This window comes from Ensifer sp. ENS07, assembly GCF_014852185.1.
In the GTDB taxonomy this organism is placed as follows: domain Bacteria; phylum Pseudomonadota; class Alphaproteobacteria; order Rhizobiales; family Rhizobiaceae; genus Ensifer; species Ensifer adhaerens.
This window is the reverse complement of the sequence record NZ_JACVBE010000018.1, coordinates 75,245-99,505: the sequence shown is the minus strand read 5'-3', so window position 1 is coordinate 99,505 and position 24,261 is coordinate 75,245. Positions and strand designations below refer to the sequence as shown.

Genomic DNA, 24,261 nt, shown 5'->3' with positions numbered 1-24,261 from the left:
AAACCAGCGCCCAATGGTTGCATTCACTGCCCTCGGCTCCCCCTCCTCTCAGGCACCACCAGAAAGTGAAAACACTTCACACTGAAGGTGTTGCATCCAGTCCACAGTAAAATCGATTGAAGCGAGTTTCGACCTCTGGCAACCTGCCTTTTGCCCGGTTGTCAAACCACTTCGATGAACTATTGTGCGCCTGACTTCGGTGGGCGCGACCAATTCGCGCGCGCCGTCACGCCGCACGAAAAAGCCGGCCATCGACTTTGCCATCGATGCATTTCGTGCGGTTCAACGGCCGGATTGTTTTTGTGGTGCGCCGCATAGGTTGCACCGAGTATCCAAAGGGAGATAGCGAATGGCATTGATCACATTGCGGCAACTGCTCGACCATGCGGCGGAGAACGACTACGCGCTGCCGGCGTTCAATGTGAACAATCTGGAATACATTCAGGCCGTCATGCGCGCCGCCGATGCGACCGACAGTCCGGTCATCCTTCAGGCAAGCCGTGGCGCCCGCTCCTACGCCGGTGACGCGTTCCTGCGCCACCTCATCCTCGGCGCGGCGGAAGAATACCCGCATATCCCGGTCTGTTTGCACCTCGACCACGGCGACCAGCCGTCGACCTGCATTTCGGCCATCACCAACGGCTTCACCTCCGTCATGATGGACGGCTCGCTGGAGAAGGACGGCAAGACCGTTGCCAGCTATGAATACAATGTCGCCGTCACCGCAGAAGTCGTGAAGATCGCACATGCGGCCGGCGTTTCGGTCGAAGGCGAACTCGGCTGCCTCGGCAACCTCGAAACTGGCGCCGGCGACAAGGAAGACGGCCACGGCTTCGAAGGCAAGCTGTCGCGTGAAGAACTGCTGACCGATCCGGAGCAGGCGCTCGACTTCGTCACCAAGACCGGCGTCGACGCACTGGCCGTCGCCATCGGCACCAGCCACGGCGCCTACAAGTTCACCCGCGAGCCCGATGGCGACATCCTGTCGATCGAAACGATCGCCAAGATCAATAAGAAGCTGCCGAACACCCACCTCGTCATGCACGGCTCGTCGTCGGTGCCGAAGGATCTGCAGGATCTCTTCAACACCTATGGCGGCAAGATGAAGCCGACCTGGGGCGTTCCGGTCTCGGAAATCCAGAAGGCGATCCCGCTCGGCGTTCGCAAGGTCAACATCGACACTGACCTGCGCCTCGCCATGACCGGCACGATCCGCAAGAACTTCGCCGAGAACCCGGAAAACTTCGACCCGCGCACCTACCTGAAGCCGGCAACCGCGCTGATGACCGAAGTCTGCAAGGAGCGCTTCGAAGCCTTCCGCACCGCTGGCAAGGCCTCGAAGATCCGCACGCTGCGCCTGCCGGAAATGGCAAAGCGCTACGCGGCCGGCTGATCCGACAATCCCTCCCCGCTCCGGGCCACCGGATCGGGGAGCAGACGGCTTGCCTAGGCTCACAACACCGATCGGCGCGCGGTTCTATTCGCACCGCGCGCCGATTTCGTTTCAATTGGGAATGCCGCGTGATCGGCCGACGATTAGAACGTCGGCGGCGTGTTGACCCAGAGCAGCACGGTTTCGCCGTCATGCCGGTTCGTCCAGGCGTGTCGCCTCTTGCTCTCGAAATAGAGCGAGTCGCCGACACCGAGATCGTAGAACTGGTCGCTGTCGAGAATGAACTCGACGCGGCCGGAAAGCACATAGACGAACTCCTCGCCCTCGTGCCCGTAGGCGCCTTCGCTGGACGCGCCCGGCTCCAGCACGAAGCGGTGGCAATCCATCTGGTTGCGGCCATCGGCAAGCAGTTGCACCGTGACGCCGGGGGTCGTGCGCGGCCATGTCCGCCATTCGCCGGCCCGAACGACGGCGCGCGTATCCGCCTCCTCTTCACCAGCAAGGCTGGAAACGGTGGTTCCGAAGAATTCCGCGATGTTGTGCAGCACAGCGACCGAGACGCCCTGCGACGTGCGTTCCAGCGTCGAGAGCACCGAGGCGGCGATGCCGATCTCGCCGGCGACCTGCTCCAGCGTCTTGCCGGCGGCGTGCCTGAGGCTGCGTAGCTTGCGCCCGATCTGGTTTTCAGGCCCGTCGCTCGTCGCCGATGGGGGCTGGTCGTCCGCAGCCCCTTCGGCGTCCAGCGCCTCACGGATCGCAGCCGGATTGAGACCACGCTCGGCCCGGAACCAGGAGATGCGCTTCAATCGGGCAAGATCGTTCTCGGTATACTGCCGATGCCCCGTCGGCGAGCGCTCGGGCACGACGAGACCTTGCGTCTCCCATAGCCTCAGCGTCGAGGCGGAAACCCCCGCCAGTCGCGCCGCTTCAGCGACCTTGTAGCGCACTGCGCCCATTCCAATTTCCCTTTACCGCCCAGCGGCGCTGCCCGAATCCTTGCAATTCCGGCGTGTCCGCAACCTTAGCCGCCGCGATCGAGATCTGACAAGAACGGCGCATCAGCAACCGTGGTGTCTCGATCACCAAATTTGATTTGCAATCGACAGTGAAAGGTGTACCACTTCCACAATAAACTTGCAGAAAAAATGCAATATATTAACTCCAGACGACAGGAACGCGCCATGACCAGCCTCCCCGACCGCAAGAACGCCGCCATCTCGCGCGGCGTCGGTATGACCACCCAGATCTACGCCGACCGCGCGGAAAATTCGGAAATCTGGGACAAGGAAGGCAATCGCTACATCGACTTCGCCTCCGGCATCGCGGTCGTCAATACCGGCCATCGCCACCCGAAGGTGATCGAGGCGGTCAAGGCGCAGATCGATCGCTTCACCCACACCTGCCACCAGGTCGTTCCCTACGAATGCTACGTGCATCTCGCCGAGCGCCTCAATGCACTGACGCCCGGCGACTTCGCCAAGAAGACCATCTTCGTGACCACCGGCGCCGAAGCCGTGGAAAACGCCGTCAAGATCGCCCGCGCCTCGACAGGCCGTCAGGCGGTTATCGCCTTCAGTGGCGGCTTCCACGGCCGGACCTTCATGGGCATGGCGCTCACCGGCAAGGTCGTTCCCTATAAGGTCGGCTTCGGCGCGATGCCGGGCGACGTCTTCCACGCCCCCTTCCCGATCGAATTGCACGGCGTCACCACCGAACAGTCGCTCGCTGCGCTGAAGAAGCTCTTTGCCGCCGACGTCGATCCGGGTCGCGTCGCCGCGATCATTCTCGAGCCCGTGCAGGGCGAAGGCGGCTTCTATCCGGCGCCTGCCGCCTTCATGAAGGCGCTGCGCGAAATTTGCGACCAGCACGGCATTCTCTTGATCGCCGACGAAGTTCAGACCGGCTTTGCCCGTACCGGCAAGATGTTTGCCATGGACCACCATGATGTCGCGCCCGATCTCATCACCATGGCGAAAAGCCTTGCCGGCGGCTTCCCGCTTGCCGCCGTTACCGGCCGCGCCGAAGTCATGGATGCTCCAGCGCCGGGCGGCCTTGGCGGCACCTATGGCGGCAACCCACTCGGCATCGCCGCAGCGCACGCCGTCCTTGACGTTATCGCTGAGGAGAAGCTCTGCGAGCGCGCCGAGCAGCTTGGCGGCCGGCTGAAGCAGCGGCTTGCCGCAATCCGCGAGCAGGCGCCCGAAATCGCCGACATCCGCGGCCCCGGCTTCATGAACGCCGTCGAGTTCAACGACGTGAAGACCAACCTGCCGAGCGCTGACTTTGCCAACAAGGTGCGCCTGATCGCTCTGGAAAAGGGCCTGATCCTGCTTACCTGCGGTGTGCACGGCAACGTCATCCGCTTCCTGGCGCCGATCACCATCCAGGACGAAGTCTTCGCCGAAGCGCTCGACATTCTCGAAGCGTCGATCCTCGCAGCGCGTGCTTGATCCTCGACCGGGCGACCAGCAACGCGGGTTGCCCGGTGCATAATTCCTCAATTCAGGATCGACTTGAGGGCAAAATTATGCAGCAATTCAAAGTGCTATGGCGGCCTTAGCGCATCCTGAGGGATGCGCGGCGCTGTAGGTGCTGCGCGCCAATTCAGACGCGCAATGCTCGGGTGCCGGGATTGATCGGCACCCGCAAGAACAAGCAAAAGCGGGCCTGCCGTCTCGCGGCAGGCCATCGCCGGAGGATGCCCGCCATGACCTTGACCCCCGCCTTGACCAAGCACTTGCGCGACGCCGACCTGTTCGCTTCGCTTCATTCCATCCCCACGGCCGGCAAGAATTGGGCTGGCGCAACCTTCGACGTCTTCAATCCATCGACCGGCGAAAAGCTGGCGACGCTGCCGGATATGGGCATCGACGAAGCCCATGCGGCAATCGAAGCTGCGGCCAAGGCGCAAGTTCTCTGGGCGGCAAAGCCTGCCAAAGACCGCAGTGCCGTGCTTCGCCGCTGGTACGACCTGATCGTCGCGCATGCCGACGACCTTGCAGCCATCCTGACGGCCGAGATGGGGAAACCGATTGGCGAATCGAAGGGTGAAGTGCTGCATGCCGCGGCCTATGTCGAGTGGTATGCGGAAGAGGCGAAACGCATCTATGGCGAAACCTTCCCCGCCCCGGCCAACGACCGCCGCATGCTTGTGATCAAGCAGCCCGTCGGCGTCGTCGGCACGATCACGCCGTGGAATTTCCCGGCCTCGATGGTCGCCCGCAAGATCTCGCCGGCGCTAGCCGCCGGCTGCACCATCGTGCTGAAACCCGCCGAACAGACACCGCTCGTTGCCGGCGCGATGTTCTTGCTCGCCGAAAAGGCAGGCTTCCCGACCGGTGTCGTCAACCTGCTCTATGCCGCAGAAGGCGCTGCAATCGGCCGCGAACTTTGCAGCAACCCGAAGGTGCGCAAGATCAGCTTCACCGGATCGACCGAGGTCGGTCGGCTTTTGATGCGGCAATGCTCCGACCAGATCAAGAAGGTCAGCCTGGAGCTTGGCGGCAACGCCCCCTTCATCGTCTTTGACGACGCCGACATCGACGAGGCGGTCGATGGCGCTGTCCAGGCGAAGTTCCGCAATGCCGGCCAGACCTGCGTCTCGGCCAACCGCATCTATGTGCAAGCGGGCGTGCACGACGCCTTTGCCGAAAAGTTCGTCCGGCGCGTCGCCGAGCTGACTGTCGGCGACGGTTTCACGCCTGATATCACCATCGGACCGATGATCGACAAGCACGCGATCGAAAAGATCGAGGCCCATGTCGCCGACGCCGTTTCGAAGGGTGCCAAGGTGCGCGCCGGCGGCCACCGGATCGGCACGTCTGGCACCTTCTTCGAGCCGACGGTGCTAACAGGCATTTCGACAGACATGCGCGTCGCCCAGGAAGAGACCTTCGGTCCGATCGCCCCGATCATCCGCTTCGAGACCGCCGAGCAGGTGATCGCCGAAGCCAACGACACGATCTACGGTCTTGCCGCCTATTTCTACGCCGAAAATCTGAAGCGCGTCTGGCATGTGGCGGAAGCACTGGAATACGGGATGGTCGGCATCAACACCGGCCGCATGTCCTCCGAAGCCGCCCCCTTCGGCGGCATCAAGCAATCGGGCATTGGCCGCGAAGGCTCCCGCCACGGGCTCGAAGACTATCTCGAGATGAAGTATCTCTGCATGGGCAATATCTGACCCATGCGGAGACCCGGCGGCTAGTCGATGATGTGGTAGCCGCCGTCGACATAAAGCACCTGGCCCGTGATCAGGCGGGCGGCGTCATGCGCAAGGAAGGCGGTGGCCGCGCCGACGTCGTCGATGTCAATCAGCTCGCGGCTCGGCGATTTGACCTTGGTCTTTTCGAGTAGCGCGTCGAATTCCGGAATGCCGGAAGCGGCGCGCGTCGCCAGCGCGCCAGGCGAGATGGCGTGCACGCGGATCCCCTTCGGGCCGAGTTCGGAGGCGAGGTATCGGACGGCACTTTCGAGTGCGGCCTTGGCGACACCCATGATGTTGTAGTTTTCCACCACCACCTGTGAGCCATGATAGGTCATGGTGAAGAGCGTGCCGCCGTTCTTCATCAGCGGCTCGGCGAGATGCGCCATGCGGATGAAGGACCAGCAGGAAATGTCCATAGTCTTCAGGAAGCCCTCGCGCGGGACATCGACGACGCGGCCGCCGAGCGTATCCTTCGGCGAAAAGGCGATCGAATGGACGACGAAGTCGAGTTCACCCCAGGTCTTCTCGATCTCCTCGAACACCGCTTCCATTTGCCCTGGCACGGCCACGTCGAGCGGGAGGAAGATCGGCGCTTCGATTTCACGCGCCAGGGGTTCGACGTGAGGTTTCGCCTTGTCGTTCAGATAGGTGACCGCCACCTCCGCCCCGAAAGCGCGGAAGGCACGGGCGCAGCCCCAGGCGATCGATCGATCATTGGCAATGCCGACGATCAGGCCCTTGCGACCATCGAGAAGTTTGGCCTTTGCGACAGGAATGGACATCAATTGTCTCCGATGGATCAGGCTGCGCGGGTTTTAAGCAGTGCAAGCGTGTGGCGGGCGATCATCAGTTCCTCGTCGGTCGGGATGACGTAAAGCGCAACGCGGCTCGAAGGCGTCGAAATCAGCGTCGCGCCGGCCTCGTTGGCGGCTGGGTCGAGTTCGGCCCCGAGCCAGGCGATGTTCTCGGCGATGCGGACGCGGATCTGCGCGGAGTTCTCCCCGACGCCCGCCGTGAAAACCAAGGCGTCGATGCCACGGAGCGCGGCTGCAAGCATCCCGACATTGAGCCCTGAGCGATAGACGAAGTGGTCGATGGCGAGCTTGGCATGGGGATCCGCGCTTGCAAGCAGGTCGCGCATGTCGTTCGAGACGCCGGAGAGCCCCTTGAGGCCGGCCTCGTGGTAAAGCAGGTCGGAAACGGCCTGGGCACTCATGCCGCGCTGCAGGATCAGATAGAGCACGACGCCTGGATCGAGCTGACCGGGCCGCGTTCCCATCGGCAGGCCGTCGAGCGCGGTGAAGCCCATGGTGCTCTCGATGCTGTGACCATCGCGCAAGGCGCACATAGAGGCGCCGCTGCCGAGATGGGCGACGATGACGCGACCACCTGCGACCGCAGGCGCCACATCCCGCAGACGCTCTGAAATGTACTCATAGGAAAGGCCGTGGAAGCCGTAGCGCCGCACACCATCCTCATAGAAGCTGCGCGGCATGGCGTAGCAGTTCACCTCTTCCGGGTGGCCATGATGGAAGGCGGTATCGAAACAGGCGACCTGCGGTACATCCGGATTGATCGCCATCGCCTGACGGATCGGAGCAAGATTGTTGGGCTGGTGCAGCGGTGCCAGATCCTGGTAGCTCGCGAGGCGATCAAGGACGTTCGCATCGATCAGCACCGGCGCCGCATAATCGGGGCCACCATGTACTACGCGGTGGCCGACCGCCCGTAAGGTGAAGCCTTCGAGCGTCAGCAACCAGTCGCGTGCCGCCGCGATCGCCGCCGGCAGATCGCCAACGACGTCGGCATCATAGCTCTTGTCGGTCAGAATGGTGCCGTCGGCCGCTTTCGCCTGCAGGCGGGGACGCGTGCCGATGCCACCGATCTGGCCCTTTATCTGGCGTTCGAGCCCTTGATCCGTGATCCCGAAAACCTGGAACTTCAAGCTCGACGAGCCGGCGTTGACGACGAGAAGCGCATCCATGGTCATACCGCCGCAACTTGCGAGGTCCGCCGGCGCGCCGCATAGAGCGCGGCGACCGCGCAGGAGGCGAGGCGCGTGCGCACGGAGTCCGCCCGCGACGTCAGCACGATGGGCACGCGCGCTCCAAGCACGATGCCGGCAGCGTCGGCATGGGACAGGAACGTCAGGTTCTTGGCGAGCATGTTGCCCGCCTCAAGGTCCGGCACCACCAGAATCTGGGCGCGGCCGGCCACGGGCGACGTGATGCCCTTGATCCTTGCTGCCTCCGGGTCGATCGCGTTGTCGAAGGCAAGCGGACCATCGAGCAGGCCGCCGGTGATCTGGCCGCGTTCGGCCATCTTGCAGAGTGCTGCCGCCTCGATCGTTGACGGGATCTTCGTCGTTACCGTTTCGACCGCAGAAAGAATGGCGACGCGCGGCTCGCCGAGGCCGATCGTCACCCAGAGATCGATGGCATTCTGCACGATGTCGCGCTTGGCTTCGAGGTCGGGAAAGATGTTGATGGCGGCGTCTGTGATGAAGAGCGTCTCTGAATGCCCCGGTACGTCCATGATGAAGACGTGGCTGATCCTTCGATCGGTCCTGAGCCCGGTCGCCGACGCCGCGACCTCCTTCATCAGTTCGTCGGTATGCAGGCTGCCTTTCATCAGCAGCTCGCCGCGACCCTCGCGGATCATCGCCACCGCTTTCGCCGCGGCCGCATGGCTATGCGGCGCGTCGACGATCTCGCACCGACCGAGGTCGAGGCCGTGTTCGGCGGCCACGCTGCGGATTTTTGCCTCTGGCCCGACGAGAACGGGTGCGATCAGCCCCATTTGCGCGGCCTCCAACGCACCGCGCAGAGAGGTCTCGTCGCAGGGATGCGCGACAATGGTGACCGCCGGCGTTTCGTCTCGCGCGGTGGCAATCAGGAGATCGTATTTGGACTGCTCAATCGTCAGTTCGGTTACCTCGGACACGTCGATACTCCCCCATCAGGTAGCGGTGCGATTGCGAATGATCTTGCCCGCCGCGATCGGAACCGGCGGCTCGCTGTCCAGGCGGAAGAGCGCGGCAACCTGCTGCAACCGCTCGGCAGCCACGCCCGTCACGGCTCCGGATGCCTCCAGTACCTCACGAAGGGCCGTAAAGGCACTGCGACGCTCCTCGACCGCCTCCGGTAGCAGCTTCGGAAGAGCGGCGAGCGCCGCAGCCTCGTCGATCAGCAGCATGAAATACTGCTCCCGCATAACGGTCTTGAAGTCGGCCAGGCTCAGTTGCTTTGCTTCCGGATGGGAAAGCCGGAGCCGGCGCACAGCCTCGAAGCCGCGTTCGTCCGCGCCTCCGCGCGCCATGCCGACGAAGGTCAGGGCTCTGGCAAGACCTTCACAGGTTCCGCCCACGGCCATTCTGGCCTTGAGTTCGGCGATCCGCGCCTTGACGAGCTCGCGGTGCAAGAGGCTCTTCTCCGCTTTGCGCGGCGGCTGGTCTGAGTTGGTGTCGATGCCGAGTGCCGCTTGCAGGGTCGGAGCGCCGTAGATGGCGTGGAAGCTTTGCTCCGAAAGATATTCAGCCGTCCGTCGCCAGGTCTCTAACCCGTCCACGATCTGCTGCGACAGCGCCTCCTGCCAGCCGATGAACGGGTTGCCGGCGGCAGCAGGTTCGCGGTTTTCACGGACATAGTCCGCGAGCGCCGACGTCCAGGCCATGAAGGGGTTGTCGGGCCCGAAAAGCGCGTATTGCAGACGCAGCGGGTGCATGTTGCGCATCGCCTCCGCCACGGGCGGCGTTGCCGCTGCCTTGACCATCGGCTGCAGATAGGTGCGATAGAGCGCCAGATTGATCTCCGAAAGCTTCGCCGCGGTGGCGAAACGCCTGTCATCCTCGATGTCGTTGCCGCCAAGCGCGCGGATGTCCTCGAGGGTGCGCGGCTCGCAGCGCATCAGCCATTCTCCGGAGACGAGCGCCCTGCCCTCGGCCGCCTCGCTCGCCGGCGTCAGCACCGCCTCGTAAAGCCCAGGCGGCAGCACGTCGATCAACTCGATGTTGGAGGCGAATTCGTCATGTTCCTTCCGCGCGACGCCGGCGGAGACGAAAATGCCGAGATGTCCCACGGTCTCGTGGACGGTGTAGACGATCGTCTGGCCGTAGGCCCGGATTTCGTCGACGCTGTCATAGAGGTCGAGGATCCAGTCGAGCGCCTGCTGCGGCGGGGTGATGTTATCGCCCTTGGAGCAGAAGACCACGATCGGCGAGCGGATGTTGCGAAGGTCGATCGCCGTGCCGTCCGATGTTCGGATTTCGCCCGCGGCAAGCTTGTTGCCCACGAAGAGTTCGTCGACGATGAACTGCATCTCCTCGGCATTGAGCGTGACGTGGCCACCCCACCAGCGTTCGAACCCGAGGTAGCGCGCGGCTTCCGTGTCGATCTTCGAATAGAGATTGTATTGCTTGGTCCAGAGGGTGTTGGCCGGATTCTGGTTCTCGAAATTCTGCACCAGCCAGGCACCGTCGAATATGCCGCCGCCGAGGTCGCCGGTCAGCGCCGTCAGCCAGCTGCCACCGAGAAGCCCGCCGGAATAGCGCATCGGGTTCTGCCCGTGCACGCCTGCCCAATAGGACAGCGGTGCGCCGGCAATGATGATCGGGCCGAAGAGTTCGGGACGCAGCGCGGCGACGATCGTGACCGCCCAACCCGCCTGGCAGTTTCCGATCACACAGGGCTTTCCGTCCGCTTGCGGATGGCGGGTGATGACGGTTTCGAGAAAGCCGGCTTCGGCCAGTGCGATGTCCTCGATCGTCTGTCCAGGAACCGGATCCGGCAAGAAGCCGATGAAGTAGCACGGATGGCCCGCTTTCAGCGCGACACCTATTTCACTGTCGGCCTTGAAGCCGCCAATGCCGGGGCCGTGGCCGGCCCGGGGGTCGACGACGACGAAGGGACGCTTGGTCGGATCGACCGTGACGCCCTCGGGCGGAACGATGCTGACCAGCGCATAGTTCACCGGCCGGGCGAGCGTGCGCCCATCGGTAACAAGCTGGGCCTCGAACTCCAGCACGTTCGGCGCGGTCTGCGTGCGATGTTCCTCGTATTGCGCGCCGCGCTGACGCATGACATCGAGAAAAAGGATCGAACGTTGCCAGGCATCGAGCGAAAAGGAATAGGCATCTGCGAAAGTCGGGATTGTCGGGCTCGTGGAATGCTTGGGCATGATGTCCACTCCTCGGTGCGATTGAAGGTCAGCCCCGTCGCCAAGGCCAATAGAGCAACGCAATTTGTCGCGCATTGACCTTAGTCAAATCGACTGGCGGCAGAGCGCGATATGAACTCGGCATGATGAGCCAGGACCATCTTTCCGGGTCGCAGGAACATAACAGCGGAGTGTTACGGCGACTTGTCGCCCTTGCGAATTCCTCGCCTTCGACCCCGTTGAAGAAGCATCGTTTCGCTGGTGTTGAGTGATCTTTCGCAGTGCAGCATTGTCCAGAAATGGGGAGTGCGCAAGTCGGGCCTTGAAATTCAGGACACAGCTTGCCAATTGGGGCGAAACCCAAAGGAGTTGCCAGGCAATGAGCGAAACCGAAATGTCCGTAGAGAAACATGTCTTCGAAGCCGATGTGGCGCGACTGCTCCATTTGATGGTGCATTCGGTCTATTCCGACAAGAACGTCTTCCTCCGCGAACTGATTTCGAACGCGGCGGATGCCTGCGAGAAGCTGCGTTATGAGGCGATCGTCTCGCCGGAACTTCTGGCCGGTGACCCGACCCCGCGCATCACCCTGACGCTGGACGAGGAAAACAACCGGCTCATCGTCGAGGACAACGGCATCGGCATGGGTCGCGACGAGCTTGTCGAAGCGCTCGGCACCATCGCCCGCTCGGGCACACGCGCCTTCATGGAGCGCATTGAAGCCGCCCAGGGCAAGGAGGGCGCGCAGCTCATCGGCCAGTTCGGCGTCGGCTTCTATTCCGCCTTCATGGTCGCCGACAAGGTCGATGTGGTCTCGCGCCGCGCCGGCTCGGAGCACGCCTTCCTGTGGTCGTCCGACGGCAAGGGCAGCTACACCGTTTCCGCAGCCGAACTTGCGGACGCCCCGGCGCGCGGCACACGCATCACGCTGCACCTGATGGAAGACGCCAAGACCTACACGTCGCGCTGGACCGTCGAGCGCATCGTCAAGGACCAATCCGGCCACGTGCCGGTGCCTATCTCGATTCTCGAAAAGCCCGATGCCGAGCCTGTCCAGGTCGGGGACGGCACCGCGCTCTGGACCAAGCAGAAGAGCGAGATCAGCAAGGAAGACTACGCCGATTTCTACCGCGGCGTCGCCGGCCAATATGACGACCCAGCGCTGACCGTGCATTTCCGCGCCGAAGGCCGCCATGAATATACGGCCCTTGCCTTCGTGCCCGGCTCCAAGCCATTCGATCTGTTCGACCCGGACCGCAAGGGCCGGATGAAGCTCTACGTCAAGCGCGTCTTCATCACCGACGAAGCGGAATTGCTGCCGCGTTACCTGCGTTTCGTGCGCGGCCTCGTCGACACGTCGGACCTGCCGCTCAACGTTTCGCGCGAGATGATCCAGGAAAGCCCGCTGCTCGCCAGCATCCGCAAGGGCGTCACCAATCGCGTGCTGACGGCGATCGAGAAGCTTGCGGAAAACGAGACAGAGACCTTCGACAAGCTCTGGGAAAACTTCGGCAGCGTGCTGAAGGAAGGCATCTATGAGGATTACGAGCGCCGCGAGCAGCTGGTGGCGCTGTCGCGCTTCCGCACCACTACTTCGGATGAGAGCCAGCGCAGCCTTGCCGATTACGTCAAGGACATGAAGGACGGCCAGTCGGCGATCTATTACTTGACCGGTGACAACCTCGCCCAGCTCAAGGCCTCACCACAGCTCGAAGGTTTTCGCGCCCGCGGGATCGAGGTGTTGCTGTTGACCGATCCGGTCGATAGCTTCTGGGTCACATCCGCGCCCGATTTCGACGGAAAGCCGTGGAAGTCGATCACGCAGGGTGCGGCCGATCTCAGCGCCATCGCCAAGACCGAGGGGGCCAAGGAAGAAGCGCCGCAGGCCAGCCAGCTGGTCATCGACTTCGTCGCTTTCGCCAAGGAGACGCTCGGTGCGTCCGTCTCGGACGTGCGCACCTCCGACCGCTTGACGGAAAGCGCCGTTTGCCTGGTGGCACCCGAACACGGCCCCGACCGCCAGCTCGAAAAGATGCTGCAAGGTGCTGGCCGTCTCGACGACGCCCCCAAGCCGATCCTTGAGATCAACCCGAGCCACGCTCTGATCACCGCCATGGCCGCGAGCCCCGCCGGCGATACGGCGTTCCGCACGGACGCCGTCCAACTCCTGCTCGACCAGGCGCGCGTGCTCGATGGCGACAAGCCGCAGGACCCGCGCGGCTTCGCCGAACGGCTGTCGCGCGTCTTTGATCGCGCCCTCAAGGCTTAACAAAGAAGCCCTGGAAATCTCTCCGATTTCCAGGGCTTTCGCTATTTTCTTCAGGTCACGCCTAAACGAGACACTCAGCGTCTCACGTCGCGTTAATCGCTCTTCGACGCGTCCATCCCGATTTCGGCCAACACCTCGGCCGTATGCTCTCCAAGTCGCGGCACGCCACGCTCGAGCGCAAGCTCGGCGGCCGAAAACCGGATCGGCGTCCGGACCCCGGGCGACGTACCGGCAGCGGCCCCCGAATGCGGCGTATCCACACGCATTTGCCGATGCTCGATCTGCGGATCGGCAAAGACGTCGGCAACGGTGTTGATCGGTCCGCCGGGCACGCCTGCATCTTCCAGCAACTTCAACAGCGTGTCGCGCTCGATCTTCGCGGTTTCGGCGGCGAGTTCCGGCGTCAACGTGTCCCGGTTCTGCACGCGAAGCGCGTTGGTCAGATAACGCTCGTCGGTCGCAAGATCCGAACGCCCGAGCAGGGTGCAGAACTTCACGAACTGCCGGTCGTTACCAACAGCGACGATCAGGTGACCGTCCGAGGTGGGGAAGACCTGATAGGGCGCGATGTTCGGGTGCGCATTGCCGAGCCGGCGCGGCGCCTTGCCCGAGACGAGGAAATTGAGCGCCTGGTTGGCAAGCACGCCCGTCATGCAGTCAAGCAGCGCCATGTCGATCTGCTGCCCCTCGCCGGTGCGCTCGCGCTGAGCAAGGGCTGCCTGCACGGCAATCACGCCGTAAAGACCGGTGAAGATATCGGCGAAGGCGACGCCGATTTTCTGTGGCTCGCGATCGGGCTCACCGGTCAGATCCATGATGCCGCTCATGCCCTGGACGATGTAGTCGTAGCCGGCGCGGTGCGCATAGGGACCATCCTGGCCGAAGCCAGTGACCGAGCAGTAGATCAGCCGCGGATTGATCTTCTTCAGACTCTCGTAGTCGAGCCCGTATTTCGTAAGCCCGCCGACCTTGAAGTTCTCAAGCAGCACGTCCGACTGGGCGGCAAGGCGGCGCACGGCCTCCTGCCCCTCCTCGGTCGTGAAGTCGAGCACCACCGAGCGCTTGCCGCGGTTGCAGGCGTGGAAATAGGCGGCGTCGAGCTTCTCGCCTTCCTCGCCCGCGACGAAGGGCGGGCCCCAGGTGCGGGTGTCGTCGCCGGCCGGGCTTTCCACCTTGATGACGTCGGCACCGAGATCGGCCAGCGTCTGGCCGATCCATGGGCCCGCCAGAATGCGGGCCAGTTCCAGGACACGAATGCCCTTCAGCGGCGTTTCCATGACGGCACCGCTCAGAAGAAGGCCTGAAGGCCGGTCTGGGCGCGACCGAGGATCAGCGCATGGACGTCATGCGTGCCCTCGTAGGTGTTGACGGTCTCGAGGTTCACCATGTGGCGCATGACCTGGTATTCCTCTGAGATGCCGTTGCCGCCGTGCATGTCGCGGGCCATGCGGGCGATGTCGAGCGCCTTGCCGCAATTGTTGCGCTTGACGATCGAGATCATTTCCGGGGCCATACGGCCTTCGTCCATCAGGCGGCCGACGCGCAGCGACCCCTGCAGGCCGAGCGTGATCTCCGTCTGCATATCGGCAAGCTTCTTCTGGAAGAGCTGCGTCTGCGCCAGCGGCCGGTTGAACTGCTTGCGATCGAGACCGTACTGACGCGCCGCATGCCAGCAGAACTCGGCAGCGCCGAGCGCACCCCAGGAGATGCCGTAGCGGGCACGGTTGAGGCAGCCGAACGGACCCTTGAGACCCTCGACGTTCGGCAGCAGCGCTTCTTCGCCGACCTCGACATTGTCCATGACGATTTCGCCGGTGATCGACGCCCGCAGCGACAGCTTGCCGGCGATCTTCGGGGCGGAAAGACCCTTCATGCCCTTTTCGAGCACGAAACCGCGGATGGCGCCTCCGTGCGCTTCCGACTTTGCCCAGACAACGAAGACATCGGCGATCGGTGCGTTAGAGATCCACATCTTCGAGCCGACGAGGCGGTAGCCGCTCTCGGTCTTGATCGCGCGCGTCTTCATGCCGGCCGGGTCAGAACCGGCGTCCGGCTCGGTCAGGCCGAAGCAGCCGATCCACTCGCCGCTGATGAGCTTCGGCAGGTACTTCTGCTTCTGCTCCTCAGAACCATAGGCATAGATCGGATAGATCACCAGCGACGACTGCACGCTCATCATCGAGCGGTAGCCCGAATCGACGCGCTCGACTTCGCGAGCAACGAGGCCGTAGGCGACGTAGGAAGCGCCGACGCCGCCATAGGTTTCGGAAACGGTGACGCCGAGCAGACCGAGCTCGCCCATCTCGCGGAAGATCTCCGGATCGGTCGATTCTTCGCGGTAGGCGTCGATGACGCGCGGCTGCAGCCGGTCCTGCGCATAGGCCCGCGCGGTGTCGCGGATCATACGCTCGTCCTCGGTCAACTGATCGTCGAGGAGGAACGGATCATCCCATTGAAATTGCGTCTTGCCGGCCATGTTTCTCTCCCATCGGATTATTCGGCTCACGTTATCGCAAGGGGTGCATGCCGTTTCAAACGAAATTGAGGCACCGCCTCATGCGTCCGGGGAATGGCCCCTCCCTCGCCATCGAGCAGCCCATGTTGCAAATTCGCTGGAATATGACGACAAGAACGGACGTCCTTCGCTCCGCTTCCCTCCTTGCAGAACAAAGGGCCAGTTCAACGCCAGAGATCAGAAGCAAGCCACGACCATGGCCAATGACCGCCTCGAACGCTTTGCCCACAATCTCGACTGGAATCTGCTGCGCACCTTCGTCGTGCTCGTCGAGGAAGGCAGCATCACGGCCGCCGCCAACCGGTTGCTCCTGCAACAGCCGGCCGTCAGCATGGCGTTGAAGCGGTTGGAGCAAACCGTCGGCCAGAAACTCATCGACCGGCGTCCCGGGCGTTTCAACCTGACCGACGCCGGTGCGCGCCTGCATGCGCAGTGCCGCGATATCTTCGCAGCCGTCATCCGCCTGCCGAATGTTCTTGAAACCGCCGGCGAGGAGATCACCGGCCATCTCAACATCCACTCGGTCAGCCACGCGCATAATCCCGCCTGGGACCGCAAGCTCGAAAGCTTCTTTCGCCTGCACCCCAAGGTCACGCTGTCGGTCACGGTCGCAACTACCGTGGATGTGTTGAGCGCCGTCGAGCGCAATGTTGCGACCATGGGCCTATGCGACGGCAACATTCCCGACTGGCTGAACAGGCGGTTTCACGTGCGCGAGCGCTATGCGCTCTATTGCGGCAGAAGCCATCCGCTTTTCGGGGTCGAAGGCGTCGACTTCAACGACCTCAGGGGCAATCCCTATATCGCTTTCATCGCCGACGTTTTGGGCGGCCAGCACATGAACTCGGTAACCGCCGTGCGCGCGATCGGGTCTTTTGGCCAGCAGGTCCGCGCCGTCTCCTGCAATGTCGAGGAGGTGATGCGGCTGATCGCCTCCAATGTCGGCATCGGCATGCTGCCGGATCACTTGGCATCGCCAGCCGTCGCGGCGGGCCAACTGTGGCAGCTGCCGCCCTATAGCGATCTGCCCACCACCGATGTCTTCCGCATCTCCAATCCGAATGCGATCCTCAATCCGGCAGAAGCCGCATTTCTTGCCCATGTGGCCGATACGGAGCCGCTGGACCACTGCCTCGACGATCGGGCTGACCATCATCAGGATTGATAGCCACCTTTCCAGTTATAAATTTGAACACAGATGACGCCTTGCCTATGGTCCGGCCGACAACCAACGGAGGCGGACATGCAAGACTACGACGTGGCGATCATTGGCGGTGGAATCGCCGGCCTGTCGCTTGCCTATTTCCTGGCACCGCATCGCTCCGTCGTGGTGATCGAGCGGGAAGAAGGGCTCGGCTATCACAGCACCGGCCGCTCGGCGGCAGAGTTCGTGCTGCGCTATAACGCGCCGGAGGTCTGTGCGCTGGCGGCGATATCCAAGAGCTTTTTCGATAATCCGCCCGAAGGCTTCTCGGACGTCGCGCTGCTAAAGCAGCGCGGTGGCGTCATGATCGCCAATGCCGAGAAAGTTGCCCGGTTCGAAGAGGTGTTTGCCGCGGAGAGCCGTGCCAACGCCGAAATTGAACGGCTGACCGTCGACGAGGCGATCGCGCGTGTGCCGATCCTGCGCCGCGACTATGTGGCTGCGGCCTATTACGATCCGCAGTTCTGGGACATCGAAGTCGAGAACCTGTTGCAGGGTTACGTCCGGGGCGCGCGCCGCCATGGCGCGGTAATTATCGAGCGCACGGACGTGCTGGCGCCGCGCCGGGACGGCGACCGCTGGGTGCTGGCGACGAGTGCCGGCGAAGTCAGTGCAAAGACGATCGTCAATGCTGCCGGCGGCTGGGCCGATCCCGTCGCACAATCGTTCGGCGTCGCCCCCATCGGCATCGTGCCGCATCGCCGCACCGCAATCACCGTCGACCTGCCCGAAGGCATCGACGCGCTGACGCTGCCCGAAATCAACGAGATCGATGAAGACTTCTATATGAAGCCCGAAGGCGGGCGGCTGCTTTCCTCGCCCGCCGACGCAACGCCGTGCGATCCGGCCGACGTCCAGCCGGAGGAGATCGACGTCGCCTGGGCTGCGCACTACGTCGAGGAGGCAACGACCGTGCCGGTGCGCCGCATCTTCAAGAGTTGGGCCGGCATGCGCAGCTTCTCGCCGGACAAGCTTCCGGTGATCGGCTTTACCCGCGAGCGTTCGGACTTCTTCTGGCTCGCCGGCCAGGGCGGCTACGGCATCCTCACCTCACCGGCGCTCGGCGCATTCGCCGCAAGCCTCCTCGTGGGTGCACCAGCGCCCGAGGCCTTCGAAGCGACCGGCCTCGATGCCGCAAAGTTCAGCCCGGCTCGATTGGAACGCTAGCCCGAGCAGAGTTGGCCGCAGGCGAGGAAGGCCACGCCCAGCACGATACTGCGGGCCGCGGCGGGGTCGAAACACGACTGTGACGAGGTCTTCGGCAATGCCGCGATCGATGAAGGCCTGCGCGCGCTCAGCCGAAGATATCCACCCGGGCGCGAAGTTGCCCGCTCGCTCGCCCGCGGCCTCGTCTGGAGGGCCCGCGACGCAGCAGCCCGCGGCGAGATCAAGCGCCGTTCTCGGATTGCCAGGCAGGCCTGTCGCTGGGCAGCGGCGGCCTGGGGCTGATCCGCTGAACACGCGCCCCACTCCGGTGGCACGCTCGGTGACACCGTCCGCACGACGAGGCGTTGATGCGGCCGGCAAAACCTGACAGGAATACGCGCGGGAGGACGGTTCATGTATTACGCAATCTTGGCCTACCATACAGCAGGCGTCGTCGAATCCTGGACCGAGGAGGAGGACGAAGCGCTGATGTCCGACCTGCTTGAAGTTCATGACCGGTTCGTCCAGCAGAAGGCCTTTGGCCCGGCCGCACGGCTCGGGCCTACCGAAGGTGCTGTGACGCTGAGGGGCAAGGGCGAAGGCATTGTCACCGATGGCCCCTTTGCCGAAACCAAGGAGCAATTGCTCGGCCTCTACGTCGTCGACTTCCCGGCCATCGACGCGGCAGTTGACGCCGCGCGCGAATTGCGCCGCTCCAATCCGACCGCGATCTACGAGATCCGGCCGATTGCGCTCTATGTTCCCGGCGCGACGCTGGACCCCGGTCCACAGAGCTAGCGACTGCGCCGGTCCTGCGCCGCGACGGCGGCTCCGACCACAAATATCCGCTCGATGTTGATGCGCGCCCCTTGAAGTTGACGGGGAGCGCAGGCGCCTGCGCGCAGCCATTCAAATTTGTTAACCAAACATGCGGGGCTGTGAACTGTAACAGAACTTACAACAAACTGACATTCCGGCTTCATGAAGCGCCGATATGGCAGGGTCATACCGATGACCGGTCTCCCCGGAAGAGGACCTGCTAGACATGTTTCAGTTGAAGAATGTAACCCGCCAGTTCGGCAAGAAGACAGCCGTGAGTTCGGTTACCTTCGACATACCGCAAGGCCAGATGGTCGGCGTGATCGGCCGCTCGGGCGCCGGCAAGTCGACGCTTCTGCGTATGATCAACCGCCTCGTCGATCTGTCGTCCGGCTCGATCGTCTTCGATGGCACGGAAGTTTCGTCGCTGCGCGGTGCTGCCCTTCGCACCTGGCAGCGCGACTGCGCGATGATCTTCCAGCAGTTCAACCTGGTGCCGCGCCTCGACGTGCTCACCAACGTGCTTCTCGGGCGTCTCAACCACCGCTCGACCGTCTTGAGCATCCTCAACATGTTTACCCGCGAAGAACGCATCATGGCGATCGGCGCACTTGAGCGCCTCGGCATCGAGCAGACCGCGCTCCAGCCGGCCGGCACGCTTTCCGGCGGCCAGCAGCAGCGCGTCGCGATCGCCCGCGCGCTGATGCAGCAGCCGAAGGTTCTGCTTGCCGACGAGCCGATCGCCTCGCTCGACCCGCTGAACGCCAAGATCGTCATGGATGCGCTGCGCGATATCAACGAGCGCGATGGCATCACGGTGATCACCAACCTCCACACGCTCGATACCGCCCGCAACTATTGCGAACGCATCATCGGCATGGCGCATGGCCGCGTCGTCTTCGACGGCCAACCCAAGGATCTGACCGCGGCAGCGGTTGCCGAGATCTACGGCGCCGACACAGGCATCGAGGAATCGATGACCTCCACCAGCATCAACATTCCGGCGGCAGTACCGCAGGAAGAAACGGCATCGGCCGGCCTCAAGCCGCTGGCACTGGCCGGCATCTGACGCCCGCCATGATCGAAAGCCCGCGTCAAGGGCACCTCTTTGAAACCCAATAGGATCCGGCCAAGCCGGACACGGGAGAACCTTATGCTGAAGAAAGCTCTTCTGGGCGCCGTAGCGCTCCTCGCCCTCGTCGGCCACGCCCAGGCTGAAGACCTGAAGGAATTCCGCATCGGCATCCTCGGCGGCGAAAACGAAGCCGACCGCCTGCGCAACTTCCAGTGCCTGGTCGACAAGCTGCCGGCCGCCATTGGGGTCGAGAAGGTCTCGCTGTTCCCGGCCGCCGACTATGACGGCGTCATCCAGGGCCTGCTCGGCGGCACGCTCGACTACGCCGAACTCGGCGCTTCCGGCTACGCCAAGATCTACCTCGCCAAGGCTGACGCCGTCGAGCCGATCCTGACGACCGTTCAGACCGACGGTTCGACCGGCTACCACTCGATCATGGTTGCCCGCAAAGATTCCGGCATCACCAAGATCGAAGACCTGAAGGGCAAGAAGCTCGGCTTCGCCGACCCGGACTCGACCTCGGGCTACCTCGTCCCGCTCGTCACGCTCCCGGAAGCGATCGGCGCCCCGGTCAAGGAATTCTTCGGTGAAACCGGCTTCGGCGGCGGTCACGAAAACCTCGTTCTCGAAGTCGTCAAGGGCACCTTCGATGCCGGCACGACCTTCGGCTCGGGCGTCGGCGAATTCAAGGACGGCTACACCTCGGGCAACCTGAAAAAGATGGTCGACAAGGGCATCCTCGACATGAACGACCTAGTCGAGCTCTGGAAGTCGCCGCTGATCCCGAACGGCCCGATCGTCGTGCGCAACACGATGAACGACGACATGAAGGCGAAGTTCAAGCAGTTCATGCTGGACCTGCCGAAGACCGATGCGGCCTGCTTCTCGGCCATCCAGGGCGGTGACTTCACCGGCTACACCGAAGTCAACGCCGACTTCTACAAGCCGATCATCGACGCCCGCAAGGCGACGATCGGCGGCTGATAGACCCGCACCACTCGGGAACGCTGGCCGCCCAAACGGCCAGCGTTTCCCTGTTTGAAGGGGTGCTTTCGCATCCTTCGCCGCATTGTTTTCACGCATTTCCGGGGCGGAAAACCGCTTCGCACTTTACTTGGAAATGCTCAAGAGGCCGGCGAAAGCCGGAACGGTCATGGCAACTTCCCTGCTCCCGCGACATCTGAGCGACAACGGCGCCGTCATCGAGCGTCACTGGCAGGAACTCAGTTCCCGCCGCCGGCTCTATTCCTGGCTTGGCTTCGGCGTTCTCCTCCTGGCGCTGTCGGGCTCGCTCTGGTTCGCCAACGATTCCAATGCCGGCAAGTTCTTCGACCGTTTGCCGCATTTCTTCGATTTCGTCGGCGATCTCGCGCCGCGCGACGGGCTAGAAATTTTCCGCGCCATGTTCGACCTGCCCTCGCCCTATGACGATGGCAGCTTCAAGTACAACTACCCCGAGGGCCGGCTGTACCTGACCGAAAGCTTCTACATCCCCGAATACGTGCACAAGATGCTGGAGACCGTGAACATCGCGATCTTTTCGACGGTGATCGGTACGGCCTTCGGCTTCGTGCTCTGCTTCCTTGCCGCGCGCAACCTGATGCCCAATCCATGGATCCGCGGCATCGTTCGCCGCATCATGGAAGTGCTCCGGGCCTTTCCGGAGGTGGTGATCGCCGGCTTCTTCCTCGCGATCCTCTCGCTCGGCCCCATTCCGGCGATCGCCGCGGTCTCGATCCACACGATCGGCGCGCTCGGCAAGCTCTTTTATGAAGTGGTCGAAAACGCCGACATGAAGCCGGACGAGGGCCTGCGGGCTGCCGGCGGCAACTGGATCGAGCGTGTCTGGTTTGGCATGGTGCCGCAGGTGCTGCCCAATTTCACCAGCTATTTCCTGCTACGCCTCGAGATCAACGTGCGCGCCTCGACGATCATCGGCGCCGTCGGTGGCGGCGGCATCGGCGAATTGCTGCGCCTTTCGATCGGCCAGGGACACCAGGCCAAGACCCTTGCAATCGTCCTCCTGCTGTTTGCGACCATTTTTGCCGTCGACCAGTTTTCCGCCTGGCTTCGCCGCCGCCTCGTTGGCGAGCAGGCCTTCCAGCTTGCCCAGTAGGTGCGTACCATGACCACGACCACACGATTGAACCCGATGGAAATGGACGCGATCGCGAGCCGCCATCCCGACCTCCTCAAATCCTCGACCTCCAGCCGCGTGCGCACCGCAGCCATCGCCGGCGGCGTCGTCGTCTACCTCATCTTCAGCTGGTGGTTCTTCTCGATCGGCCACGTGCTCGGCAATGCCAATTGGGGCATCGCTGGCACCTACCTGGCCGACTGGGTTTCCTATGAGGTACGCCCGGAAATCCACGTCGCCCCCGACCGTACGATGCGTCTCAACTATCAGCGCAATTCGCCGCTCGGGCCCAATCCCAATCCGGACTGGGTGGAGCTCGACAGGCAGACGGTGACGCGCCAGGTCGAGATACCGGCCTCCACCGCGCAGGCGGTCAAGCCGAAGGCAAGCTCGTCGTTCAGCTTCATGGCGCCCGGCTCCGCGCTCGGTGGCACAGCCGCTGCCGAAACGCAGAACCGTATCGAAACCCGGACGGAAGACGTGCTGACGCGCGTCGTCGTAACCTACGACCGCTCGACCAGGATCGAGATCGCCGATGGCCTGGTGAAGGCTACCCATGGCGGTGACACGTTTGTTATGACCGTAGACGGCGTCGACACGGTGAGGCCGCAGGGCCAACTGCCCGCCTGGGCGACACAGAAGCGGCCCGGCGAAAAGATCGTGCTTGCCTTTGGCGCCACCGGGTGGGCTGAAGTGGAAGGCGACGAGGTTTCCGTCCGCAACCGCTTCTTCGGTTGGGCGAACTTCCTGTTCGACACCAACTCGCCCTTCTTCGGCAAAAGCTATGGCGAGGTCGTCGCGCTCATCACATCCGGCGAACAGATCGACCCGACCCGCTCGAACCTTTCGCTCGCCTGGAACAACATCCTCTATAACGCCGAATGGCAGCATCTGGACGTCTGGACGAAGCTGTTGCAGACGGTCGTCATGGCTTTTGTCGGCACGCTCTTTGCGTCGCTGATCGCCTTCCCGCTCTGCTTCCTTGCCGCCAGAAACATCACGCCGAGCTTCCTGACCAACCAGGTGGTCAAGCGCTTCTTCGACTTCCTGCGGTCGGTGGACATGTTCATCTGGGCACTGTTCTTCACCCGCGCCTTCGGCCCCGGACCGCTTGCCGGCATCTCCGCGATCTTCTTCACCGACACCGGTACGCTTGGCAAACTCTATTCCGAGGCGCTGGAAAACATCGATGACAAGCAGCGCGAGGGCGTGAAGTCGGTCGGAGCGACGCCGCTTGCCGTGCAGCGCTTCGGCGTGCTTCCGCAGGTGCTGCCGGTTTTTGCCAGCCAGGCGCTCTACTTCTGGGAATCGAACACTCGCTCGGCGACGATCATCGGCGCCGTCGGCGCCGGCGGTATCGGCCTCAAACTCTGGGAAGCGATGCGTACCAATTCCGATTGGGAAAATGTCGCCTATATGGTGCTTCTGATCTTGCTGGTTGTCTTTATTTTCGACAGCATCTCGAACGCGTGCCGTTCGCGCCTGATGGGCAGCAAGGCACATTGACGACAGCCAAGCATTTGCGTGTCCGCCATCATGATGTTGTCATGGAAATCGGCTAGCTGCGCATCGCATCCCCGCAAACAATCGACCCGCTGCCCTGGCGGGCCGGTCGCTATAAGAAAGTGAAGACCGTGCGTTATGCCATCTATTTCGCGCCGCCGGCGGACGACCGGCTGTCGCAGGTCGCGTCCCGTTGGCTGGGGCGCGACGCCTTTACCGGTGAGGACCTCACGCTTCCGACGATCGCCGGGATTGACGAAGAGACGCAACGCACATTGACGGCTGACCCGCGGCGCTACGGTTTCCACGGTACGCTGAAGGCTCCCTTCGAGCTTGCCGAAGGCCGGGACGAAGACGAGCTCCTAAGTATTTTCGAGTGCTTTGCCGCCGACCTCGACCCGTTCGAGATCCCCGAAATCGTGCTGCACCAGTTGGGCCCGTTCTTCGGACTCGTGCCGTCCGCGCCTTGCGTCGACCTGCTGGATTTGGCCGAAGACGCCGTTCACCGCTTCGACCCGTTCCGCGCGCCGCTGTCGGACGCCGACTTTGCCCGCCGCAAGCCAAACAGCCTGCCTGAGCGCCAGAGGCGCTACCTCAAAGAATGGGGCTATCCCTATGTTTTCGAAGAGTTCCAGTTCCACCTGACCTTGACTGGCCCGGTGCCCACGGAAACCAGCGGCGTGATGCGTACCGCGCTCGAAACCACCTTTGCCGAGCATATCGGCAAGCCACTTCACGTCACGTCAGTCGCGCTCTTCGTCGAACCGGAGCGCGGCGCACCCTTTACTGTCCGCTCCCTGCTGCCGCTCGGCAGCGACACCCAACGAAAGATCGCATGA

General features: G+C 63.1%; 19 protein-coding genes. 12 read left to right on the top strand and 7 right to left on the bottom strand.

The annotated features are described in order from the left end of the window. The first annotated feature begins 349 nt into the window (after positions 1-349). A complete protein-coding gene (gene fba, locus IB277_RS33980) occupies positions 350-1,393 on the top strand; it encodes a class II fructose-bisphosphate aldolase (protein ID WP_034799614.1) in 1,044 nt (347 codons plus the stop codon). Positions 1,394-1,536: 143 nt separating this feature from the next. Here the strand turns inward: fba and IB277_RS33975 are convergent, their stop codons facing one another. Continuing rightward, positions 1,537-2,349 carry a MerR family transcriptional regulator gene (locus IB277_RS33975; protein ID WP_060601409.1) on the bottom strand — a complete coding sequence of 271 codons (813 nt, stop codon included), beginning with the start codon at positions 2,347-2,349 and terminating at the stop codon, positions 1,537-1,539. Between the two features lie 225 nt (positions 2,350-2,574). Between IB277_RS33975 and IB277_RS33970 the strand changes: the two genes are divergently transcribed. Together IB277_RS33970 and IB277_RS33965 are read left to right on the top strand one after the other, a co-directional pair. After that, positions 2,575-3,843, top strand: coding sequence for a 4-aminobutyrate--2-oxoglutarate transaminase (locus IB277_RS33970; RefSeq protein WP_112974754.1), 1,269 nt, complete (start codon positions 2,575-2,577; stop codon positions 3,841-3,843). 257 nt (positions 3,844-4,100) lie between these two features. Continuing rightward, positions 4,101-5,576 (top strand): NAD-dependent succinate-semialdehyde dehydrogenase, encoded by a 1,476-nt coding sequence (locus tag IB277_RS33965; RefSeq protein ID WP_060601412.1) that lies wholly within the window; start codon positions 4,101-4,103, stop codon positions 5,574-5,576. A 20-nt stretch (positions 5,577-5,596) separates the two neighbouring features. Here the strand turns inward: IB277_RS33965 and fabI are convergent, their stop codons facing one another. The 4 genes from fabI to IB277_RS33945 are packed head-to-tail and all read right to left on the bottom strand — an operon-like array spanning position 5,597 to position 10,775. Continuing rightward, positions 5,597-6,382, bottom strand: coding sequence for an enoyl-ACP reductase FabI (gene fabI, locus IB277_RS33960; protein ID WP_034799607.1), 786 nt, complete (start codon positions 6,380-6,382; stop codon positions 5,597-5,599). 17 nt (positions 6,383-6,399) lie between these two features. Continuing rightward, entirely contained in the window at positions 6,400-7,584 is a 1,185-nt protein-coding gene (locus IB277_RS33955) for an acetate/propionate family kinase (protein WP_192372794.1), read from the bottom strand. Positions 7,585-7,586: 2 nt separating this feature from the next. Then, positions 7,587-8,543 carry a phosphate acetyltransferase gene (locus IB277_RS33950; protein WP_060601417.1) on the bottom strand — a complete coding sequence of 319 codons (957 nt, stop codon included), beginning with the start codon at positions 8,541-8,543 and terminating at the stop codon, positions 7,587-7,589. Positions 8,544-8,558: 15 nt separating this feature from the next. Next, positions 8,559-10,775 carry a DUF3141 domain-containing protein gene (locus IB277_RS33945; protein WP_060518205.1) on the bottom strand — a complete coding sequence of 739 codons (2,217 nt, stop codon included), beginning with the start codon at positions 10,773-10,775 and terminating at the stop codon, positions 8,559-8,561. Positions 10,776-11,133: 358 nt separating this feature from the next. Here IB277_RS33945 and htpG point away from each other — a divergent pair, with 358 nt between their 5' ends. After that, a complete protein-coding gene (gene htpG, locus IB277_RS33940; RefSeq protein ID WP_060518207.1) occupies positions 11,134-13,023 on the top strand; it encodes a molecular chaperone HtpG in 1,890 nt (629 codons plus the stop codon). A gap of 92 nt (positions 13,024-13,115) precedes the next feature. On the opposite strand, the gene IB277_RS33935 is transcribed toward htpG, so the two are convergent. Continuing rightward, positions 13,116-14,300: a CaiB/BaiF CoA-transferase family protein gene (locus tag IB277_RS33935; protein ID WP_192372792.1), complete on the bottom strand. Its 1,185-nt coding sequence runs from the start codon at positions 14,298-14,300 to the stop codon at positions 13,116-13,118. An 11-nt stretch (positions 14,301-14,311) separates the two neighbouring features. Continuing rightward, positions 14,312-15,499, bottom strand: coding sequence for an acyl-CoA dehydrogenase (locus IB277_RS33930; protein ID WP_034799596.1), 1,188 nt, complete (start codon positions 15,497-15,499; stop codon positions 14,312-14,314). A 235-nt stretch (positions 15,500-15,734) separates the two neighbouring features. On the opposite strand from IB277_RS33930, the gene IB277_RS33925 reads away from it, so the two are divergent. From IB277_RS33925 to IB277_RS33890, 8 genes are all read left to right on the top strand, one after another. Then, the gene (locus IB277_RS33925; RefSeq protein WP_060601421.1) at positions 15,735-16,703 is read left to right on the top strand and encodes a LysR family transcriptional regulator; all 969 of its coding nucleotides are present in this window, start codon (positions 15,735-15,737) and stop codon (positions 16,701-16,703) included. A gap of 78 nt (positions 16,704-16,781) precedes the next feature. Beyond that, a complete protein-coding gene (locus tag IB277_RS33920; protein ID WP_060601424.1) occupies positions 16,782-17,909 on the top strand; it encodes an FAD-binding oxidoreductase in 1,128 nt (375 codons plus the stop codon). Between the two features lie 393 nt (positions 17,910-18,302). After that, on the top strand, positions 18,303-18,686 hold the full coding sequence (locus IB277_RS33915; protein ID WP_060601428.1) for a YciI family protein: 384 nt from the start codon (positions 18,303-18,305) through the stop codon (positions 18,684-18,686). Positions 18,687-18,933: 247 nt separating this feature from the next. Continuing rightward, positions 18,934-19,776 carry a phosphonate ABC transporter ATP-binding protein gene (gene phnC, locus IB277_RS33910; RefSeq protein ID WP_034799588.1) on the top strand — a complete coding sequence of 281 codons (843 nt, stop codon included), beginning with the start codon at positions 18,934-18,936 and terminating at the stop codon, positions 19,774-19,776. A gap of 84 nt (positions 19,777-19,860) precedes the next feature. After that, positions 19,861-20,766, top strand: a complete 906-nt coding sequence (gene phnD / locus IB277_RS33905; protein WP_034799586.1) for a phosphonate ABC transporter substrate-binding protein — start codon at positions 19,861-19,863, stop codon at positions 20,764-20,766. Between the two features lie 169 nt (positions 20,767-20,935). Further along, the gene (gene phnE / locus IB277_RS33900; RefSeq protein WP_060518329.1) at positions 20,936-21,898 is read left to right on the top strand and encodes a phosphonate ABC transporter, permease protein PhnE; all 963 of its coding nucleotides are present in this window, start codon (positions 20,936-20,938) and stop codon (positions 21,896-21,898) included. Between the two features lie 9 nt (positions 21,899-21,907). Then, a complete protein-coding gene (phnE, locus tag IB277_RS33895) occupies positions 21,908-23,425 on the top strand; it encodes a phosphonate ABC transporter, permease protein PhnE (RefSeq protein ID WP_060518221.1) in 1,518 nt (505 codons plus the stop codon). A 128-nt stretch (positions 23,426-23,553) separates the two neighbouring features. Next, positions 23,554-24,261, top strand: coding sequence for a DUF1045 domain-containing protein (locus IB277_RS33890; protein WP_034799581.1), 708 nt, complete (start codon positions 23,554-23,556; stop codon positions 24,259-24,261).

Coding starts and splice junctions, on each gene's coding strand:
- fba (WP_034799614.1), top strand. CDS start 350: ATGGCATTGATCACATTGCGGCAACTGCTCGACCATGCGGCGGAGAAC.
- IB277_RS33975 (WP_060601409.1), bottom strand. CDS start 2,349: ATGGGCGCAGTGCGCTACAAGGTCGCTGAAGCGGCGCGACTGGCGGGG.
- IB277_RS33970 (WP_112974754.1), top strand. CDS start 2,575: ATGACCAGCCTCCCCGACCGCAAGAACGCCGCCATCTCGCGCGGCGTC.
- IB277_RS33965 (WP_060601412.1), top strand. CDS start 4,101: ATGACCTTGACCCCCGCCTTGACCAAGCACTTGCGCGACGCCGACCTG.
- fabI (WP_034799607.1), bottom strand. CDS start 6,382: ATGTCCATTCCTGTCGCAAAGGCCAAACTTCTCGATGGTCGCAAGGGC.
- IB277_RS33955 (WP_192372794.1), bottom strand. CDS start 7,584: ATGGATGCGCTTCTCGTCGTCAACGCCGGCTCGTCGAGCTTGAAGTTC.
- IB277_RS33945 (WP_060518205.1), bottom strand. CDS start 10,775: ATGCCCAAGCATTCCACGAGCCCGACAATCCCGACTTTCGCAGATGCC.
- htpG (WP_060518207.1), top strand. CDS start 11,134: ATGAGCGAAACCGAAATGTCCGTAGAGAAACATGTCTTCGAAGCCGAT.
- IB277_RS33935 (WP_192372792.1), bottom strand. CDS start 14,300: ATGGAAACGCCGCTGAAGGGCATTCGTGTCCTGGAACTGGCCCGCATT.
- IB277_RS33930 (WP_034799596.1), bottom strand. CDS start 15,499: ATGGCCGGCAAGACGCAATTTCAATGGGATGATCCGTTCCTCCTCGAC.
- IB277_RS33925 (WP_060601421.1), top strand. CDS start 15,735: ATGGCCAATGACCGCCTCGAACGCTTTGCCCACAATCTCGACTGGAAT.
- IB277_RS33920 (WP_060601424.1), top strand. CDS start 16,782: ATGCAAGACTACGACGTGGCGATCATTGGCGGTGGAATCGCCGGCCTG.
- IB277_RS33915 (WP_060601428.1), top strand. CDS start 18,303: ATGTATTACGCAATCTTGGCCTACCATACAGCAGGCGTCGTCGAATCC.
- phnC (WP_034799588.1), top strand. CDS start 18,934: ATGTTTCAGTTGAAGAATGTAACCCGCCAGTTCGGCAAGAAGACAGCC.
- phnD (WP_034799586.1), top strand. CDS start 19,861: ATGCTGAAGAAAGCTCTTCTGGGCGCCGTAGCGCTCCTCGCCCTCGTC.
- phnE (WP_060518329.1), top strand. CDS start 20,936: ATGGCAACTTCCCTGCTCCCGCGACATCTGAGCGACAACGGCGCCGTC.
- phnE (WP_060518221.1), top strand. CDS start 21,908: ATGACCACGACCACACGATTGAACCCGATGGAAATGGACGCGATCGCG.